Genomic DNA, 18,579 nt, shown 5'->3' with positions numbered 1-18,579 from the left:
GCCCGAACGGATGGGTGTGGCGTCCCCGTTCGAGCATGGTTCCGGACCTAGAATCACGCCATTGTGCTGACGGAGGACGAGTTGAACGTGCGGAAAGCCCCCCAGGTGGGCACACCGGCGGGTATGAGGGCGCTCAACCAGCGCGCGGTGCTCGAACGCCTCCGCGACCACGGCCCGTCGACCAGGCCGCAGATCGCCAAGGAGACCGGCCTCTCCAAACCGACGGTCGGGCAGGCGCTGCTCGACCTGGAACGGCACGGGCTGGTCAGACCCGTGGGCAGGACCACGGCGGGCCCCGGCCGCTCCGCGATGGTCTACGAGCCCAACCCCGCGGCCGCGTACGTGCTGGGCGTCGACATAGGCAGGCAGCGCATCCGGGCCGCCGTGTCGGACCTCGCGGGGGCGGTCATCGCGCGGGTGGACGAGCGCAACCGGTGCCGGTCGGCCGACGCGCTGGTGCGCAAGGTGCAGGAGCTCGCCGTCCGCACGGTCACCGACGCGGGGCTGAGCCTGGACGACGTGATCACGAAGGTGGTCGGCAGTCCGGGTGTGCCCGATCCGGGCGGGCGCGCGATGCACCTCGCGCCCAACCTGCCGGGGTGGGAGCGCAAGGGCCTCCTCGACGAGCTGGAGGCCGTTCTCGGGCCCGGCCTGGTCGTGGAGAACGACGCGAACCTCGCCGCGATCGGCGAGCGGGAGTACGGCGTGGCCAGGGGTGTCGGCGTGTTCGTGGCCATCACGATCGGCACCGGGATCGGCATGGGCATCGTCATCGACGGCAGGCTGTTCCGCGGCGCGAACGGAGCGGCGGGCGAGGTCGGCTACCTGCCGTACCCGGACTCCACGCAGGACACGCAGGTCCGCGGGCAGTTCGAGGGCGCGGCGGCGGCGCACTCGGTCGTGGACATGGCGCACGCGCTGGGGCTGACCCAGGTGCGCAGCGCGCGCGAGGTGTTCGGGCTGGCGAAGGCCGGTGACGAGCGCGCGCTGGAGGTCGTGCGGGACGAGGCCGGACGGCTGGCGTACCTGGTGGCGGCGGTGAGCGCGGTGCTCGACCCGGAGCTGGTCGTGCTCAGCGGTGGTGTCGGCACGAACATCGAGCTGCTCAGCGAGCCGCTGGAGACGGCCCTCCGGCGGAGCACGCCGCTGGTGCCGCGGATCGTCGCGGGGGAGCTGGGTGACGGGGCGGTGCTCAGCGGAGCCATCGCGCTGGGGTTGGAGTCCGCGCGCGACCTGGTGTTCGACCGCCGGAAAACGATCACTCTCCGAGAGTAGTCGAGCGGTGCTCACCCGTGATTTCACCCAATCGACGTACTCGCACCGGGCTTGGAGTGGCTTAGCGTTACCGGCACCTCCTCCTGGAGGGTGCAGTTCCTTCCGTTGCACAGGGAAGCCGTGAGGGATGCGGGGGACGTAGCCGCTCACGGCCGCACGGGGCAGGCGCCCGCGTCTTCACCACGCCTGCCCCGTGTAACGGTGCTCAATCCGGTGTCGTCCGGTGCACGTCCTCCGCGGTCGACGCCCGGTGTGCCGAGTCCGCGATCCAGGCGCCGGGAACGGACGCGTCCAGCACGCCGTCCTCGAGCCAGGTGTACTCGCCCGCCAGTACCTTCCTCGTCAGCACGAGGTCCGAGTCGTCGGTGTTCGTCCACAGCCGCGCGAACAGCTCGTCGACCCGCACCCGCGCCTGCCTGCTGAACGCGTCGGCCAGCTCCACCGCGTTGGTGCCGTCGGACTTGGCGCGCACGCAGCTCGCGCTGATCGCGAACAGCTCCGCGCCGATGTCGACGACCCGGCCGAGGAAGCGCTGCTTGCGCTCCATCTTCCCCTGCCAGCGCGACATCGCGTAGAACGTCTGCCGCGCGAGCTTGCGGCTCGACCGCTCGACGAACCGCAGATGCGTTGCCAGGGAACCGAAATCGGCGAACGAGCCCGGCACCTGGCCCTTGCCGACGACGAGCGTCGGCAGCCACTTGGCGTAGAACCCGCCCGCCTTCGCCGCCGCCTTGGCCTTGCGCGACCGGTCCGCCTCCGGGTCGATGATGTCGCCCGCCACGGACAGGTGCGCGTCCACGGCCTCGCGCGCGATGATCAGGTGCATGATCTCCGTCGAGCCCTCGAAGATCCGGTTGATCCTCAGGTCCCGCAGCACCTGTTCGGCGGGGACGCCGCGTTCGCCGCGCGCGGCCATCGAGTCGGCCGTCTCGTAACCGCGGCCGCCGCGGATCTGCACGAGCTCGTCGGCCACCAGCCAGGCCATCTCCGAGTTGTACAGCTTCGCCAGGGCGGCCTCGATGCGGATGTCGTTGTCACCCGCGTCGGCGAGTTCGCTGCTGAGGTCCAGCACCGCTTCCAACGCGTACGCGGTCGCGGCGATGAACGCGATCTTGCCGCCGATCGCCTCGTGCTTCCCGATCGGCAGTCCCCACTGGACGCGTTGCGCCGACCACTCGCGCGCGATCTTGAGCGACCACTTCGCGGCGCCCGCGCACAGGGCGGGCAGGGAAAGGCGGCCGGTGTTCAACGTCGTCAGCGCGATCTTGAGGCCCGCGCCCTCCTTGCCGATCCGGTTGGCGGCGGGCACTCGGACCTGGTGGAACCTCGTGACGCCGTTCTCCAAGCCGCGCAAGCCCATGAACTGGTTGCGGTTCTCGACCGTGATGCCGGGCGAGTCGGCCTCGACGACGAACGCGCTGATGCCCCTGTCCGGCACGGCCGCCATCACGACCAGCAGTTCGGCGACGACACCGTTGGTGGTCCACAGCTTCACGCCGTCGAGCAGGTACGCCTCGCCGTCCTCGATCGGCGTCGCGGTGGTGCCGAGCCGGGCCGGATCGCTGCCGACATCCGGTTCCGTCAACAGGAACGCGCTGATCGCGCCCTTCGCGCAGCGGGGCAGGAACTCCTGCTTCTGCTCGTCCGTGCCGAAAAGCGCCAACGGCTGGGGCACGCCGATGGACTGGTGCGCGGACAGGAGCGCGCCGATCGCGGGGCTGGCGGAGCCCGCGAGCATGAGGGCTCGGTTGTAGTAGACCTGCGACAGGCCAAGGCCGCCGTAGTCCTGCTTGATCTTCATGCCGAACGCGCCGATCCGCTTGAGCCCGGCGTAGACCTCGTCGGGGATGCGGGACTCGCGTTCGATGAGACCCCCGTCCACCTCGGTCTCGCAGAAGTCGCGGAGGCGCTTGAGGAAGGCCTCGCCGTTCGCCCGGTCGTCGGGGGAACCGGTGGGGTGGGGGTGGATCAGGTCCAGGCGGAAGTGGCCGAGGAAGAGTTCCTTGCCGAAGCTGGGATGGCGCCATCGGGATTCGCGGGCCTGTTCGGCGACTTGGCGGGCTTGGCGTTCGTCTACGTGGTTGTGGGTGCCGGTTGGTTCGGGGGTGGTTGGTGCGGTGCCGGTTTTGTCGGGGGTGGTTGGTTCGGGGTTCGCTGTGGTCATCGCTGACCTCCCAGGAGCCGAAGGTGGGGCTTTGACGGTACTACCGGTGGGTAGTGGGGGCTGGTTGGTGGTTGGGGGGTGTCTTTCGTGGGGTGTGGGTGGGGTGCCTTTACCCGGTCGCCGAGTGTTCTGGACGCGCCTCCGCTTGTCAAGGCGGGAAAGATGCCTTGACAAGCGGAGGCGCGTCTAGAGATGGCTTTGGATCGGGTGCAGGGGTAGGTCTGGCTGCGCCAGCATCGGCTGCGCCGACAGGGCATCGGCTGCGCCGACAGGGCACCTCGCTGCGCGTCGGCGAGGCATCAGGCTTTGCCTGACAAGGCACCTCGCTGCGCGTCGGTAGGGCGGTGGGCGCTCCGCGCCGGGTGCGAGGGGGCGGCTGCGCCGATGTGGGCAAGGCCTGGCTTTGGGCTTGGGGCTTGCCGGGGGTGTGTGTGCTGGGTGGTGCGGTGTTAGTTCTGTGGTATTGGGGTGGCGCCGCGTTGGGTCAGGAGTTGTTGCATGTATTCGATTTCGCTGCTTTGCGACTTGAGCATGTTGTTGGCCAGGAGGCGCACCACCGACTGGCCTGCGTGGGTGGCGGCGTATTCGGCCATGGGAGCGCCGCCGATGTGGTGGCGGAGCATCAGTTGCAGGAAGTACGTGTCCAACTCGGGGCCGGTGAGGGAGCGGAGTTTGGTCAGTTCTTCCGCGGAGGCCATGCCTGGCATTTCCGGGGTGCCCGCGGTGGTGGATTCGTCGCCGTGCGAGTGGGCGGTGGATTCCATCCACTTCATGTGGGTGCCGTCGACCGACTGCTCGGGGAAGCTCCAGAGGAGGAGCCAGCCCTTCATGCGGCCGATCTGCTCCAACTGCGTGCTTTCGATGTCGAAGGCCAGTTGGCGGACTTCGAGGGTGGTGCTCCTGTCGCGGGCGATGTTCGCGAGTTGCACGCCCTGCAGGTGGTGGGCCGCCATGTCCTGGGCGAAGCCGACGTCCACGGAGTCGCGCTCCGGGTATGCGTTGTCGGTGGAGCCGGGCAGCTTGATGAGCAAGCCGACGGCGGCACCGAGCAGGAGCACGGCGAGCACGGCAGCGGTGATTACCACTGTCCTCGCCAGGGTGGGACCGCCGGTCGGACGGTCGTCCTGGACGTGCTCGGTCGCGCCCGCGTCCTGCTCGGTGTCGGCCATCATCGGATCAGCTGCTCGGCGGGGTGCTGGGTGCCGAGGACACCGCCGCGGACGGGTCGACGGCGGGGGCGGTGGCCGGGGGCTGGTTGGCCTCCGAGGTGACCGTCTCGCCGCCGGTCATGGGGATGCCGTCGGCGCCGGGGGCCTCCGCGACGAACGGGGGCGGGCTGTCGACGGGGAAGCCCTGGGACTCGCAGGACGCGCCGACCTCGGGGTACGTGTTCGGGTTGCGGCGCAGGGACTCGATGAACTGGTCGATGCGCTCGTCGTCGGCGCTCTCCAGCTTGAGCTGGTGGCCCCACGACTGCAACGAGATCGGCTTGTCCAAGCCGGGGTACGGGGACATCTGGGAGTACGGCTGGCCCGAGACGCGGGACTTCAGCTTCTCCAGGGCGTCACCGGTGACCTGGTCGGGGTTGTAGGTGATCCAGACGGCGCCGTGCTCGAGGCCGTGGACCATGTTCTCGGTGCGCACGGCCGTCGGGTAGACGGTGCCCATGCAGTCGGCCCAGGTGCCGTCGTGGGGACCGCCGAAGGGCGGGCTCTGGTCGTAGGCGACCCGCTGGGTGGCCGTGACGTGCTTGCTGGCCTCGTACTCCTTCTTGACGACCCCGTTGATCTTGTCCGACGGGTCCTTGTTCGTGTCCGAGGGAGTCCACTGCGCGAGCGCGGCCTCCTTCTGGTTCTGCGCGTCGATCTTGGAGTACGCGTAGCCGAACACGCCCACCGCCAGCGCGACCACGACGACGACCGCCGCGATGGTGCCCCAGGGCTTGGGCTTGCTCGCCACCACGGAGGAACGTGCTGCCTGCACGCTTCCGCGGTTGGCCTTAGTCTTCTTGCCGCTGACCATGTCCGCCTCTGGATCTCGTGTCATCCGTGCACGACGCCGGACGACTGCCGCCGGCCAGTGTAGGGACACCATGTCTGATCACCGTCAACACTCGGTTGCGGTGGGCGTTCGTCAACAGTTGCCACCTGACCGTGTGAGCGCCGCCATCCCACCTTCCGGGACTGGTCAACCCGGTCGAGACCAGCGCGAACACTTCCCTAGACTTCTGCGGGTGACTCCCGCTGCGCTCGCTGAACTGGTCCGTGCGACGGCCGTGGACGTGCTGTCCGGCCGCGGCCTGGACACCGCCACGCTGCCCACCGCGGTGACCATCGAGCGACCCCGCAACCCCGACCACGGCGACTACGCGACGAACCTGGCCCTGCAGATCGGCAAGAAGCTCGGCGTCCCGCCCCGCGACCTGGCCGGATGGCTGGCCGAGGCGCTGGCGGGGACCGGCGCGATCGCGTCCGTCGACGTCGCGGGCCCCGGTTTCCTGAACCTGCGGCTGGCCGCGGACGCCCAGGGCGAGGTCCTGCGCGAGGTGCTCGCCGGGGGCGACGCCTACGGCACCGGTGAGGAGCTGGGCGGACTCCGGATCAACCTGGAGTTCGTGTCGGCGAACCCGACCGGCCCGATCCACCTGGGCGGCGCCCGCTGGGCCGCGGTCGGGGACGCGCTGGGCCGGGTGCTGGCCGCCAGGGGCGGCGACGTGACCCGCGAGTACTACTTCAACGACGCGGGCGCCCAGATCGACCGGTTCGTCGCCTCGCTGATCGCCGCGGCCAAGGGCGAGGGCGCCCCGGAGGACGGCTACGCGGGGGCCTACATCACCGACATCGCGGCCGAGGTGATCAAGCAGGAGCCCAGCGCCCTGTCCGCCGAGGACAGCGCCGAGGTGTTCCGCCGGATCGGCGTGAACCTGATGTTCGAGGAGATCAAGCAGGCCCTCCACGACTTCGGCACGGACTTCGACGTCTTCTTCCACGAGGACTCGCTGCACCGCTCCGGCGCGGTCGAGAAGGCCGTCGAGGCGCTGAAGAAGTCCGAGGCCCTGTACTTCGAGAACGGCGCCTGGTGGCTGCGCTCCAGCGAGTTCGGCGACGACAAGGACCGGGTGGTGATCAAGAGCGACGGCGCCCCCGCCTACATCGCCGGTGACATCGCCTACCTCCAGGACAAGCGGTCGCGCGGGTTCGACCTGTGCATCTACATGCTCGGCGCGGACCACCACGGCTACATCGGCCGCCTCAAGGCCGCCGCGGCGGCGCTGGGCGACGACCCGGCCGTGGTCGAGGTGCTGATCGGCCAGATGGTGAACCTGGTCAGCGACGGCAAGCCGGTGCGGATGAGCAAGCGCGCGGGCACCGTGATCACGATGGAGGACCTCGTCGAGGCGGTCGGCGTGGACGCCGCCCGGTACGCGATGGTCCGCTCGTCGGTCGACTCCGTGCTGGACATCGACCTCGACCTGCTGCGCAGGAACAGCAACGACAACCCGGTCCACTACGTGCGGTACGCCTACGCGCGCATCGCCTCGGTGCGCCGCATCGCCGCCGACCTCGGCCTGGAGCCGAACGACCGCTTCGAACTCCTCGTGCACGACCGCGAGGGCGACCTGATCCGCACGCTCGGCGAGTTCCCGCGGGTCGTCGCCGCGTCGGCCGAGCTGCGCGAACCGCACCGCGTGGCGCGCTACCTGGAGGAGTTGGCGGGCGTGACCCACCGGTTCTACGACACGTCCGAGCTGCGGGTGCTGCCCCGCGGCGACGAGGAGATCACCCCCGCGCACCAGGCGAGGCTCCAGCTGGTGCTGGCCGCCCGCCAGGTGTTCACCAACGGCCTCGGCCTGCTCGGCGTGACGGCATTGGAGCGCATGTGATGCGCGCGCACCCCGCCGGTCCCCGGCACGCCGACGTCATGACCGCGGGCAGCACCGCGGGCGCTCGACCGTCCACTTCGGACGGCCTGGCGGAGCTGCACCCCGCGGTGTGGCCGCGCAACGCCGAACGCGGCGCGGACGGCGTCGTCACCTTCGCCGGTGTGGACGTCCGCGACCTCGCGCGGGAGTACGGCACGCCGCTGTTCGTCATGGACGAGGCGGACTTCCGGTCCCGCTGCGCCGAGCACGCCACGGCGTTCGGCGACCCGACGCTGGTGCACTACGCGTCCAAGGCGTTCCTCAGCGTCTCGGTGGCCCGCTGGGTCGCGGAGGAGGGGCTGAGCATCGACGTGTGCAGCGGCGGCGAGCTGGCCATCGCGCTGCGCGCGGAGTTCCCGGCCGAGCGGATCGCGTTGCACGGCAACAACAAGTCCGTCGCCGAGCTGACCGCCGCCGTCGAGGCCGGTGTCGGCGCGGTCGTGGTCGACTCGTTCTTCGAGATCGCCAGGCTCGACCAGATCGCGCGCGAGCGCGGGGTCGTGCAGCCGGTGATGATCCGGGTGACGGTCGGCGTCGAGGCGCACACGCACGAGTTCATCGCCACCGCGCACGAGGACCAGAAGTTCGGCTTCTCGCTGTCCTCCGGTGACGCCGCCGAGGCCGCGCGCCGCGTGCTGAAGGCGGGCGGCCTGCGGCTGACCGGCCTGCACAGCCACATCGGGTCGCAGATCTTCGACGCCAGCGGCTTCGAGATCGCCGCGCGCCGGGTGATCGGCCTGCTGGCCGACCTGCACGTCGAGCACGGCGCCGAGAGCCTCGCGAGCCTGACCACGGTGGACCTCGGCGGCGGCCTGGGCATCGCGTACACGCCGGACGACGACCCGCCGCCGCCCGCTGAGCTGGCCCGCCAGCTGCACAACATCGTCCAGAAGGAGTCCGAGCACGCGGGGCTCCCCATGCCGCTGATCGCGGTCGAGCCCGGTCGCGCCATCGTCGGACCCGGCACGGTCACCGTGTACGAGGTCGGCACGATCAAGGACATCGAGCTGGACGGCGGCCACACCCGCCGCTACGTCAGCGTGGACGGCGGGATGAGCGACAACATCCGCACCGCGCTGTACGACGCGGTGTACGACTGCCGGCTGGTGTCGCGCGCGGTCGAGCCGGACACCGGCGCCGTGCTGTGCCGCGTCGTCGGCAAGCACTGCGAGGCGGGCGACGTCGTCGTGCGCGACTGCTGGCTGCCCGAGGACCTCGCGCCCGGCGACCTGATCGCGGTCGCCGCGACCGGCGCCTACTGCTACTCCATGGCCAGCGGCTACAACCGGCTGCCGCGACCCGCGCTCGCCGCGGTGAGCGACGGGCGGGCCCGTCTGCTCCTGCGCCGGGAGACCGAGGACGACCTGTTCCGCTTGGAGGTTGAAGGTGCCGGAAGGTAAACTGATCAGTGCTCGACCGGTCAGCGCCGGACCGATTCGGGTGGCGCTGCTGGGCTGCGGCACCGTGGGCACCGAGGTCGTCCGGCTGCTGACCGACCAGGCGGCCGACCTGACCGCGCGGATCGGCGCACCGGTCGAGCTGACCGGCATCGCCGTGCGCAAGCCCAACAAGCACCGCGAGGTGCCGGAGGAGCTGCTGACGACCGACGCGGAAGCGCTGGTGGCGTCGGACATCGACCTCGTGGTCGAGCTCATCGGTGGCATCGAGCCCGCGCGCACCCTCCTGCTGGAGGCGCTGCGCTCGGGCAAGTCCGTCGTCACGGCGAACAAGGCGCTGCTGGCCGAGCACTCCGCGGAGCTGTTCGAGGCGGCCGACGCCTCCGGGGCCGACCTGTACTTCGAGGCGGCCGTCGCCGGGGCCATCCCGCTGCTGCGGCCGCTGCGCGAGTCGCTCGCGGGCGACCGGATCACCCGCGTGATGGGCATCGTGAACGGCACGACGAACTTCATCCTCTCGGGCATGGACGCGACCGGCGCGAGCTACTCCGAGACGCTGGAGGAGGCCTCGCGGCTCGGGTACGCCGAGGCGGACCCGACCGCGGACGTGGACGGCTTCGACGCCGCGTCCAAGGCCGCGATCCTGGCCTCGCTCGCGTTCCACACCAGGGTCACCGCCTCCGACGTGCACCGCGAGGGCATCTCGGCGGTCAGCGCCTCGGACATCGCCGCGGCCAAGGGCCTCGGCCGCACGGTCAAGCTGCTGGCCATCTGCGAGCGGGTCACCGAGACCACCGAGGACGGCACGACCAGGGAGTCCGTCGCGGCCCGCGTGCACCCGGCGATGATCCCGCGCAGCCATCCGCTGGCCGGGGTGAACGGCGCGTTCAACGCGGTGTTCGTCGAGGCCGACGCGGCGGGCGAGATGATGTTCTACGGAAAGGGCGCGGGTGGCGCGCCGACCGCGAGCGCGGTGCTCGGCGACCTCGTCGCGGTGGCCCGCAACCGGGTCCACGGCGGTCGCGGACCACGCGAGTCCGCCTACGCCGGGCTGCCGGTGCGGTCGATCGGGCAGACCCCGACGCGCTACCACATCAGCCTCGACGTTGCCGACCGCGCGGGCGTGCTCGCCCAGGTCGCTGCGGTGTTCGCCGAGCACGACGTGAGCATCGCCGCCGTCCGGCAGGAGGGCAGGATCGACGACGCCAGCCTGGTGATCGTCACCCACGCCGCCTCCGACGCGGCACTCCGGTCCACAGTGGACAAGATCGGCGGCCTGCCGGTCGTCCGGGACGTGGTCAGCGTTATGCGGGTGGAAGGCGAAGAGCAATGACGATCCAAGCAGGCGTGCGACCCGGCTGGCCCGGCGTCATCAACGCCTACCGCGACCGCATCGAGCTGCCCGACGGCGCGCGGGTCGTCACCCTGCACGAGGGCGGCACCCCGCTGGTCGAGGCCGAGCACCTGTCCGAGCTGACCGGCAGCCGCGTGCTCGTCAAGGTCGAGGGCGCGAACCCGACCGGGTCGTTCAAGGACCGCGGCATGACCATGGCCATGACGTACGCCCTGGCCAGCGGCCTGAAGGCGGTCATCTGCGCGTCCACCGGCAACACGTCGGCCTCGGCCGCCGCCTACGCCGCCAAGGCCGGGCTGACCTCGGCCGTGCTCGTCCCGACCGGCAAGATCGCGCTCGGCAAGATGGCGCAGGCCGTCATGCACGGCGCGAAGATCCTCCAGATCGACGGCAACTTCGACGACTGCCTCGAACTCGCGAGCAAGACCGCGGCCGAGTACCCGGTGACGCTGGTCAACTCGGTCAACCCGGTTCGGCTGATCGGCCAGCAGACCGCCGCGTGGGAGATCTGCGACGTGCTCGGCCGGGCGCCGGACGTGCACTGCCTGCCGGTCGGCAACGCGGGCAACATCACCGCGTACTGGCGCGGCTACCGGGCGTACGCCGAGGACGGCGTCACCGCGTCGACGCCCAGGATGTTCGGCTTCCAGGCCGCGGGCGCCGCCCCGCTCGTGCTCGGCGAGCCGGTTCGGAATCCCGAAACCATCGCGACCGCGATCCGGATCGGCAGCCCGGCCTCGTGGAGCGGCGCCATCGCCGCCCGCGACGAGTCCGGCGGCCTCATCGCCGCGGTCACCGACGAGCAGATCCTCGACGCCTACCGGCTGCTCGCGCGGCGCGAGGGCATCTTCGTGGAGCCCGCGTCCGCCGCGAGCATCGCGGGTCTGCTGGCCACGGCCGCCGACGGCCGCCTGCCGAAGGGTTCCGTGGTGGTCTGCACGGTCACCGGCCACGGCCTGAAGGACCCCGACACGGCGATGCTCGGCATGGTCGCGGTCGAGCCCGTCCCGGTCGACCCCGGCGCCGTGGCGACGGCGCTGGAGCTGGCGTGACGACCGGTGTCCGGGTCACCGTGCCCGCGTCGAGCGCGAACCTGGGCTCCGGTTTCGACGCGCTCGGCATGGCGCTCGACATCCAGGACGAAGTGGACGTCCGGGTCGTCGGCGGCGGTCTGGTCGTGCGCGTGAGCGGCGAAGGTGGCGAGAACGTGCCCACCGACGAGACCCACCTCGTGGTGCGGGCCTTCCGCGCCGCCTGCGGGCTCCTCGGGTTCGCACCGTCCGGAGTGGAGTTCGACTGCCGCAACGCGATCCCCCATTCGCGCGGACTCGGCTCGTCCGCCGCCGCGATCGTGGCGGGGGTCGCGGCCGCGTACGGGCTCGCGGGTCGCGAGTTGGACACGGCCGCGTTGCAACTCGCGTCGGAGTTCGAGGGCCACGCCGACAACGCGGCGGCCAGCATGTTCGGCGGCGTGGTGATCGCGTGGTCCGAGGGTGGGACCTACCGGGCCGTGCGGCTCGACCCGCACGACGACCTCCGGCCGGTCTTGCTGGTGCCGTCGGAGGAGTCGTCGACCAAGACCACCAGGGGCCTGCTCCCGGCCGTCGTCCCGCACGCCGACGCGGCGTTCGCGGTGGGCAGGTCCGCGCTGGCCGTGCACGCCCTGACCTGTGATCCCTCGCTGCTGCTGGCCGCTTTGGACGATCGTCTGCACCAGTCGTACCGGGAGCCCGCGTGGCCCGCGACGATCAGGGTCGTCAACGACCTGCGCGCGGCGGGCGTGGCGGCGGCGGTGTCCGGCGCGGGACCGACCGCGCTCGCGCTGCCGAAGGACGGCGAACTGCCGGTGGGCGTCGACGTGACGGGTTTCGACGTGCGCCGATCGGCCGTGGACCTGGGAGGGGTGCGCGTTCGGCCACTTGGCTGACGACGCCACGCGGAGGTACCCCGGTTGTTGCACCCGCACCGGCCTGCGTCTACCCTCGGAGGCGATCAGTCACCGCGCGCACGGGCGCCGGTGCCGTGCCCGGACATTCGTTCCGGGTCGCATTCCAGCCAGCCAGGTGACCCTGTGCCGCAAGGGCGGGGTCCAGGCTGAATGGGCACCCGATCGCCGTGTGACCGAGAAGTCCCGTGCCGACGGACCTCGTCGTAAGTGCGAAATCGCCGCGTCGAATCCGTCTTCATCGGACGAACTGCCGTTCCGCATTCCGTCGGACGGCAGGTCCGCTGGGCCGCGTAGGAGGCGGGGTCCGGTCAGGAAGGACTTGTGTGAGCAACACCGATTTGTTGAGCAGCAACGCTGCTCCCGAAGCCGCTGCCAGTTCTGGAGCCGAGGAGAACGCCCTGTCCACCCCTTCCAACGGCAGCGCCCCGCGCAAGCGGGCAGGTCTGTCCGGCATGGTGCTCGCGGAGCTTCGTGAGCTCGCGGGCCAACTCGGCATCAACGGAACCGCGGGTCTGCGCAAGGGCGACCTCATCGCGGCGATCAAGGAAAAGCAGGGTGGTACCTCCGGTCGGGGCAGTGCCGCGACCCCGCCCGCCAAGACCGAGAAGCCCGCGGCCGTGAAGGTCGCCGAGGCACCCGCGGTCGAGGCTCCTCGTGTCGTCGAGAAGTCCGCCCCGGTGGAGAAGCCGGTCCAGCAGCAGCTCGAGGTCACCGAGCAGTCCGCGACGGGCGGTGAGGAGGAGGGCGGCCGTCGCAACAACCGGCGCCGCAGGTCCTCCGGCCGTGCCGCGGGCAGCCCGGAGGCGCTTGTGGCGGCCCCGGCCGAGGCACCCGCCGTCGAGCGCTCCCCGGAGCGCCCGGCGCAGGAACGCCCCGCCCAGGAGCGTCCGGCGCAAGAGCGTCCTCAGCAGGACCGCACCCAGCAGGAGCGCCCGCAGCAGGACCGCAACCAGGGCGAGCGCCCCGAGCGCGGTGAGCAGCAGCGTCCCGAGCGCGGCGAGCGCCAGGACCGCGGCGACCGCGGCGACCGCCCCGAGCGGGGCAACCGCCAGGACCGCGGCGACCGGCCGGAGCGCGGCGAGCGCCCCGAGCGCGGCCAGGGCCGCAACCGCCAGAACGAGCGGTCCAACGAGCGGTCCAACGACCGCCAGAACGACCGCCAGAACAACGTGGTGGAGGACGACGACGAGGAGGGCGGTCGTCGCGGCCGTCGCTTCCGCGACCGCCGCCGCCGTGGCGGCCGGATCGAGGGCGGCGCCCCCGGCGCTCCCGACACCGAGGTGCGCGACGACGACGTCCTGCTGCCCGTCGCGGGCATCCTGGACGTGCTGGAGAACTACGCCTTCGTGCGCACCTCCGGCTACCTCGCGGGCCCGAACGACGTCTACGTCTCGCTGTCGCTGGTCCGCAAGTACGGCCTGCGCCGCGGCGACGCGCTGATCGGCGCCGTCCGCCAGCCGCGCGACGGTGAGCAGCAGCGGCAGAAGTTCAACCCGCTGGTGCGCGTCGACAAGATCAACGGCTTGGACCCGGACCAGCTCAAGAACCGGGACGACTTCACCAAGCTCACGCCGCTGTACCCGAACGAGCGACTGCGCCTCGAGACCGAGCCGCACATCCTCACCACGCGCGTCATCGACCTGGTGATGCCGATCGGCAAGGGCCAGCGCGCGCTGATCGTGTCGCCGCCGAAGGCGGGCAAGACCTCGGTGCTCCAGTCGATCGCGAACGCGATCACGACGAACAACCCCGAGTGCCACCTGATGGTCGTCCTCGTGGACGAGCGTCCGGAAGAGGTCACCGACATGCAGCGCTCGGTGAAGGGCGAGGTCATCGCCTCGACCTTCGACCGGCCGCCGTCGGACCACACCACCATCTCCGAGCTGGCCATCGAGCGCGCGAAGCGCCTCGTGGAGATGGGCCACGACGTGGTCGTGCTGCTCGACTCGATCACCCGCCTGGGCCGTGCGTACAACCTGGCCGCCCCGGCGTCCGGGCGCATCCTGTCCGGTGGTGTCGACTCGACGGCGCTCTACCCGCCGAAGCGCTTCCTCGGCGCGGCGCGCAACATCGAGAACGGTGGCTCGCTCACCGTCATCGCGACCGCGCTCGTCGAGACCGGCTCCGCCGGTGACAGCGTGATCTTCGAGGAGTTCAAGGGCACCGGCAACGCCGAGCTCAAGCTCGACCGCAAGATCGCCGACAAGCGGATCTTCCCCGCGGTGGACGTCGACCCGTCCGGTACCCGCAAGGAAGACCTGCTGCTGTCGCCGGACGAGCTCGCGGTCATGCACAAGCTCCGCCGCGTGCTGCACGCGCTCGACAGCCAGCAGGCCATCGAGCTGCTGCTCGACCGGCTGCGCAAGAGCCGGACGAACATCGAGTTCCTCATGCAGGTCGCCAAGACCACCCCCGGCAACGAGGGCGTCTGACCTGCTCGCTCGACCGTCCACCAGGGCCATTCCTCCGGGAGTGGCCCTGGTGCCGTTTCAGGGCCAGTACGGCTCCGAGCGCCCGGCGGCCTCGGTGATCAGGCGGCCGTCCAGTTCGACGATCGTCAGGTCGATGCCGCCGAACGGCCACTCCACCGCGAACTCGAGCGGTTCGGGTGGCGGCAGCGGCCACAGCCACAGGCCGTGGACGGTGTGGTTGAGGTGCATGCCGCCACCGCTGCGCCCGCCGCCGCCGACCGGGGTCCAGGTCAGGGTCGATCCGCTCGGCGGGACCTCGCGCGCGGCGGCGCGGCGGAGTCCACCGAGGGTGGTGGCCTTCGTGCCGTCGGGGAGGCGGACACCGAACCTCAGCACCTTGTCCGGCAGGCCACCTTCCGCGGTGACGCCGGTGAACATCGTCGAGTGGCCGATGCCGCGCAGTTCCCACCACTCGTTCAGCGGCATGTCACCGCGCCGGGCCACGACTTCGGTGAGGAGGAGGCAACCGGTGGTGTAGACCCGCGCCGAGGAAAGGACGACCACGACGCTGTCACCTCGGAACACGACGCGCTGGAACGGGACGATCACCCCCATCTCCTCGGCCGGTGGTGACAGCCACGGAGGCGTCGGTGGGGGCTCCGGGGGCTCGACGAGGTCCTGGGCGGTGGGATCGGGTTCGAAGAACATGGGTTCGACGGTATCCACGACGGCGGTCCGCACCGGGGCCGTCCGGGGGAACCGAGGTCGGCATCGGGGTTCTTCCGCGGCCTGGGCCCCGCGGTCGACGGGATCGTGGGTCAGCAGCTCGCCGAGGTGTACCGGCTGCCGGCCTCGAGGGTGGTGGTGCGGCGGCGTTCGACGACGTACCAGCGGATGAGCATCGCGACGGCGGGGACGCCGAGGCCGATCATGGCGAGGACCGGGAGGCGGACGCCATCGACGGCGATGCCGAGGGCGAGGACGGACCACGGGTACGTCCAGCGGAGCCAGCGGCGTTGCCAGGTGGAGTACCAGCGGACCGCGTCGCTCGTGGCGAGGGCGACCGCGGTGGCGGCGCCGAACACGGGTGTGGACAGGCCGATCGACCAGTCCGAGGAGCCGAGCAGGAGGCTGGTGAAGCCGGTCAGGCCGATGACGGCGATGGTGAAGAGGTACGGCACGGCGAGCCAGGTCGGCAGGCTCAATGGGCGTCCAGTGGCGCAGAGCACCCGGCAATTGTGTGGGCCGGTGGTCCGGTGCGCTGCCCTGATCGGTCAAGTGGCGACCCGCTGCGCCGAACGGAGGCGCGACGTCGGCGAACGGCGGGGGTGACCAGTGGCGCGAGTCACCCCCGACGTGTGGGAACAAAGGGAGGTCAACCGGCGTTTTCGTCTTCGTCAGAGCATCTGGCAGACTCTCTAGTCGAGTCCGGCTCCGGTTCACCCCAATCCCGGGGACCCGGCGGCCACACCGCTGAAAGGGACGAGACGTTGAAGACTGGCATCCACCCGCAGTACACCTCCACCGATGTGACCTGTAGCTGTGGGAACGCGTTCACCACGCACAGCACCAAGTCCTCCGGGTCCATCCACGTCGAGGTCTGCTCCAACTGCCACCCGTTCTACACCGGCAAGCAGAAGATCCTCGACACCGGTGGCCGGGTCGCGCGCTTCGAGGCTCGCTACGGCAAGCGCACCGCCGCCAAGTAGCTTCGTCAACGGCGTCCCGTTCGAGCCCGGTCGGGCTCGGGCGGGACGCCGTTTTCGTCTGTTCAGGGCAGAAGCGCAGCAGCGGTACGAAGCACAGGAGTCGTCGTGAACCAGCCCCAACCGCTCGAGGACCTGCTCGCCGAGCACGCCGACCTGGAGCGGCAACTGGCTGATCCGGGCGTGCACGCGGATCAGGCGGGTGCGCGCAAGCTCGGGAAGCGGTACTCCGAGCTGGGGCCGATCGTGAGGGCTGTCCGGGACCTGGAGCAGGCTCGGGAGGACCTGGAAGCGGCGTCCGAACTCGCCGAGGACGAGTCCTTCGCGGCTGAGGCCGAGGAGTTGAAGGTCAGGATTCCGCAGCTGGAGTCACGGCTCACGGAGCTGCTGCTGCCGCGGGACCCGCACGACTCGTCGGACGTGGTCATGGAGATCAAGTCCGGTGAGGGCGGCGAGGAGTCCGCCCTGTTCGCGGGCGACCTGCTCCGCATGTACCTGCGCTACGCCGAGCGCCACGGCTGGAAGGCCGAGGTCCTCGACGGCACCGACTCCGACCTGGGCGGCTTCAAGGACGTCACGGTCGCCATCAAGAGCAAGGTCCCCGCCGCGGACGGCGTTTGGTCGCGGCTGAAGTTCGAGGGCGGTGTGCACCGCGTGCAGCGCGTGCCCGTCACGGAGTCGCAGGGCCGCATCCACACCTCCGCCGCCGGTGTCCTGGTGTTCCCGGAGACCGAGGACGTCGAGGTCGAGATCGACGAGAAGGACCTGCGCGTCGACGTGTTCCGCTCGTCGGGCAAGGGCGGCCAGTCGGTCAACACGACCGACTCCGCGGTCCGCATCACGCACCTGCCGTCCGGCATCGTCGTGTCCTGCCAGAACGAGCGCAGCCAGCTCCAGAACAAGGCGCGCGCCATGGTCGTGCTCCAGTCGCGGTTGGTCGCGCTGGCCGAGGAGCAGGCGCAGCAGGACGCGTCGAACGCCCGCAAGACCCAGATCCGCACGGTCGACAGGTCCGAACGGGTGAGGACGTACAACTTCCCGGAATCACGCATCTCGGATCACCGGGTCGGGTACAAAGCACATAATCTCGACCAGGTGCTCGACGGTGATCTCGACGCGGTGCTGGACGCGCTCGCGACGGCCGACCGGGCGGAGCGACTCGCTGGCGGGTGACTGACGAGGAGGCGCGCTGTGGCCGAGGTTGTGGTTGATCCCCAAGGCGCTCCCCTCGACACGGGTCTCGCCGTCCGCGTCACGGGTCTACCCCCCGACTCGCCCGCCACCATCACCCTGACCACCGGCGACCGCGCGTCGCGGGCGGTCTTCGTCGCCGACGAGCGGGGAGTGGTCGACCTCACCCGGCACGCGCCCGTCGAGGGCGACTACGCCGGCGTCGACCCCATGGGCCTGTTCTGGTCGCTCGCGCCCACGGGCCGCGCGGCGGGCGCGACGCTGCTGGAGGTCGAGGGCGTCGGCGAGGTCGGGATCGAGCGCCGCACCCTCCCCGAGGGCGTCGTGCGCACCGAGGTCGACGAGGACGGGCTGGTCGGCGTGCTGTTCGCGCCGGACGACGACGACGACATGCACCCCGGCGTGATCGTGCTCGGCGGCTCGGAGGGCGGCCTGCACGAGCTGGACGCCGCCCTGCTGGCCGGGCACGGGTTCGTCGCGCTGGCGCTGGCCTACTTCGGGGCGCCCGGCCTGCCGGAGGGCCTGGTGGACGTCCCGCTGGAGTACTTCGGCACCGCCGTCTCCTACCTGTCCGCGCGGGCGGGCGAGATCGGGGTCATCGGCGGCTCGCGCGGCGGCGAGGCGGCGCTGCTGATCGGCGCCTCGTTCCCCGAGGTCAGGGCCGTGGTCAGCGTGGTCGGCAGCGGCGTGGTCACCCAGGGCGTCGGGCCCCGCGCGAACCTCCTGCGCGTGCTCCAGGACGAGGCCGCCCCGTGGACGTGGCGCGGCGACCGGCTCCCGTACCTGCCGTGCTCCGTGCCGGACGCCCTGCGCGCCGCCGTCGTCGACGACGAGCCGGTGGCGCTGCGGCAGGCGTTCGACCTCGACGACGGCGTCCCCGAGGAGGCGGTCATCCCGGTCGAGCGCATCCGCGGCGGCGTGCTGCTGCTGTCGGCGGGCGACGACCGGAACTGGCCGTCGGAGCGGCTGAGCGAGATCGCCAAGCGCAGGCTTGACGAGCACGAGCACCCGTTCCCCTACGAGCACGTCAGCTACCCGGACGCGGGCCACCTGATCGCCGGGCCGCCCCACCGGTCGGCCACCGACGTGCGCGTGCCCGGCCCCGGCGTGACCTTCGAGATGGGCGGCACGCCGTCCGCGACGGCCGCCGCCCGAGCCGACGCGTGGCGTCGGTCGCTCAAGTTCTTCTCGGAGCTCCTGGACACCTAGTC

15 protein-coding genes are annotated in these 18,579 nt (G+C 71.1%); 10 read left to right on the top strand and 5 right to left on the bottom strand.

Going from position 1 to position 18,579, the window contains the following annotated elements; genetic code table 11:
- Positions 1-123 precede the first annotated feature (123 nt).
- Positions 124-1,275: an ROK family transcriptional regulator gene (locus tag RM788_RS18330; protein WP_399345029.1), complete on the top strand. Its 1,152-nt coding sequence runs from the start codon at positions 124-126 to the stop codon at positions 1,273-1,275.
- A 205-nt stretch (positions 1,276-1,480) separates the two neighbouring features.
- Here the strand turns inward: RM788_RS18330 and RM788_RS18325 are convergent, their stop codons facing one another.
- The 3 genes from RM788_RS18325 to RM788_RS18315 form a co-directional block, all read right to left on the bottom strand.
- On the bottom strand, positions 1,481-3,439 hold the full coding sequence (locus RM788_RS18325; protein WP_315932913.1) for an acyl-CoA dehydrogenase family protein: 1,959 nt from the start codon (positions 3,437-3,439) through the stop codon (positions 1,481-1,483).
- Positions 3,440-3,888: 449 nt separating this feature from the next.
- The gene (locus RM788_RS18320; RefSeq protein WP_315932912.1) at positions 3,889-4,611 is read right to left on the bottom strand and encodes a DUF305 domain-containing protein; all 723 of its coding nucleotides are present in this window, start codon (positions 4,609-4,611) and stop codon (positions 3,889-3,891) included.
- Between the two features lie 4 nt (positions 4,612-4,615).
- Positions 4,616-5,461, bottom strand: coding sequence for a thioredoxin-like domain-containing protein (locus RM788_RS18315; protein ID WP_315934671.1), 846 nt, complete (start codon positions 5,459-5,461; stop codon positions 4,616-4,618).
- Positions 5,462-5,672: 211 nt separating this feature from the next.
- Between RM788_RS18315 and argS the strand changes: the two genes are divergently transcribed.
- The 6 genes from argS (at position 5,673) to rho (ending at position 14,492) form a co-directional block, all read left to right on the top strand.
- Positions 5,673-7,322 (top strand): arginine--tRNA ligase, encoded by a 1,650-nt coding sequence (gene argS / locus RM788_RS18310; protein ID WP_315932911.1) that lies wholly within the window; start codon positions 5,673-5,675, stop codon positions 7,320-7,322.
- A complete protein-coding gene (gene lysA / locus RM788_RS18305; RefSeq protein WP_315932910.1) occupies positions 7,322-8,761 on the top strand; it encodes a diaminopimelate decarboxylase in 1,440 nt (479 codons plus the stop codon). The genes argS and lysA overlap by 1 nt, the downstream gene beginning before the upstream one ends.
- Positions 8,748-10,091, top strand: coding sequence for a homoserine dehydrogenase (locus tag RM788_RS18300; RefSeq protein ID WP_315932909.1), 1,344 nt, complete (start codon positions 8,748-8,750; stop codon positions 10,089-10,091). Before lysA ends, RM788_RS18300 begins: the two co-directional genes overlap by 14 nt.
- Positions 10,088-11,164 carry a threonine synthase gene (gene thrC, locus RM788_RS18295; protein WP_315932908.1) on the top strand — a complete coding sequence of 359 codons (1,077 nt, stop codon included), beginning with the start codon at positions 10,088-10,090 and terminating at the stop codon, positions 11,162-11,164. The genes RM788_RS18300 and thrC overlap by 4 nt, the downstream gene beginning before the upstream one ends.
- Positions 11,161-12,039 (top strand): homoserine kinase, encoded by an 879-nt coding sequence (gene thrB / locus RM788_RS18290; RefSeq protein ID WP_315932907.1) that lies wholly within the window; start codon positions 11,161-11,163, stop codon positions 12,037-12,039. Before thrC ends, thrB begins: the two co-directional genes overlap by 4 nt.
- Before the next feature lie 344 nt (positions 12,040-12,383).
- Positions 12,384-14,492 (top strand): transcription termination factor Rho, encoded by a 2,109-nt coding sequence (gene rho, locus RM788_RS18285; RefSeq protein ID WP_315932906.1) that lies wholly within the window; start codon positions 12,384-12,386, stop codon positions 14,490-14,492.
- A 57-nt stretch (positions 14,493-14,549) separates the two neighbouring features.
- Here rho and RM788_RS18280 read toward each other — a convergent pair whose 3' ends face one another.
- A complete protein-coding gene (locus RM788_RS18280) occupies positions 14,550-15,179 on the bottom strand; it encodes a hypothetical protein (protein ID WP_315932905.1) in 630 nt (209 codons plus the stop codon).
- 110 nt (positions 15,180-15,289) lie between these two features.
- Complete coding sequence (locus RM788_RS18275) at positions 15,290-15,676, bottom strand: hypothetical protein (RefSeq protein ID WP_315932904.1); 387 nt, start codon at positions 15,674-15,676, stop codon at positions 15,290-15,292.
- Positions 15,677-15,961: 285 nt separating this feature from the next.
- Here RM788_RS18275 and rpmE point away from each other — a divergent pair, with 285 nt between their 5' ends.
- The 3 genes from rpmE to RM788_RS18260 all read left to right on the top strand — a co-directional run bounded on the left by rpmE (position 15,962) and on the right by RM788_RS18260 (position 18,577).
- Positions 15,962-16,180, top strand: a complete 219-nt coding sequence (gene rpmE, locus RM788_RS18270) for a 50S ribosomal protein L31 (protein ID WP_315932903.1) — start codon at positions 15,962-15,964, stop codon at positions 16,178-16,180.
- Positions 16,181-16,285: 105 nt separating this feature from the next.
- Positions 16,286-17,350: a peptide chain release factor 1 gene (gene prfA / locus RM788_RS18265; RefSeq protein WP_315932902.1), complete on the top strand. Its 1,065-nt coding sequence runs from the start codon at positions 16,286-16,288 to the stop codon at positions 17,348-17,350.
- 18 nt (positions 17,351-17,368) lie between these two features.
- On the top strand, positions 17,369-18,577 hold the full coding sequence (locus RM788_RS18260; RefSeq protein WP_315932901.1) for an acyl-CoA thioester hydrolase/BAAT C-terminal domain-containing protein: 1,209 nt from the start codon (positions 17,369-17,371) through the stop codon (positions 18,575-18,577).
- Positions 18,578-18,579 lie beyond the last annotated feature (2 nt).

It is taken from the genome of Umezawaea sp. Da 62-37, assembly GCF_032460545.1.
Lineage (GTDB): Bacteria > Actinomycetota > Actinomycetes > Mycobacteriales > Pseudonocardiaceae > Umezawaea.
The sequence above is the reverse complement of the archived record's forward strand: the minus strand, read 5'-3'. Positions and strand labels throughout refer to the sequence as shown.

Excerpts from the sequence above, each read along its gene's own strand:
- RM788_RS18330 (WP_399345029.1), top strand. The coding sequence starts at position 124 with ATGAGGGCGCTCAACCAGCGCGCGGTGCTCGAACGCCTCCGCGACCAC.
- RM788_RS18325 (WP_315932913.1), bottom strand. The coding sequence starts at position 3,439 with ATGACCACAGCGAACCCCGAACCAACCACCCCCGACAAAACCGGCACC.
- RM788_RS18320 (WP_315932912.1), bottom strand. The coding sequence starts at position 4,611 with ATGATGGCCGACACCGAGCAGGACGCGGGCGCGACCGAGCACGTCCAG.
- RM788_RS18315 (WP_315934671.1), bottom strand. The coding sequence starts at position 5,461 with ATGGTCAGCGGCAAGAAGACTAAGGCCAACCGCGGAAGCGTGCAGGCA.
- lysA (WP_315932910.1), top strand. The coding sequence starts at position 7,322 with ATGCGCGCGCACCCCGCCGGTCCCCGGCACGCCGACGTCATGACCGCG.
- thrC (WP_315932908.1), top strand. The coding sequence starts at position 10,088 with ATGACGATCCAAGCAGGCGTGCGACCCGGCTGGCCCGGCGTCATCAAC.
- RM788_RS18280 (WP_315932905.1), bottom strand. The coding sequence starts at position 15,179 with ATGTTCTTCGAACCCGATCCCACCGCCCAGGACCTCGTCGAGCCCCCG.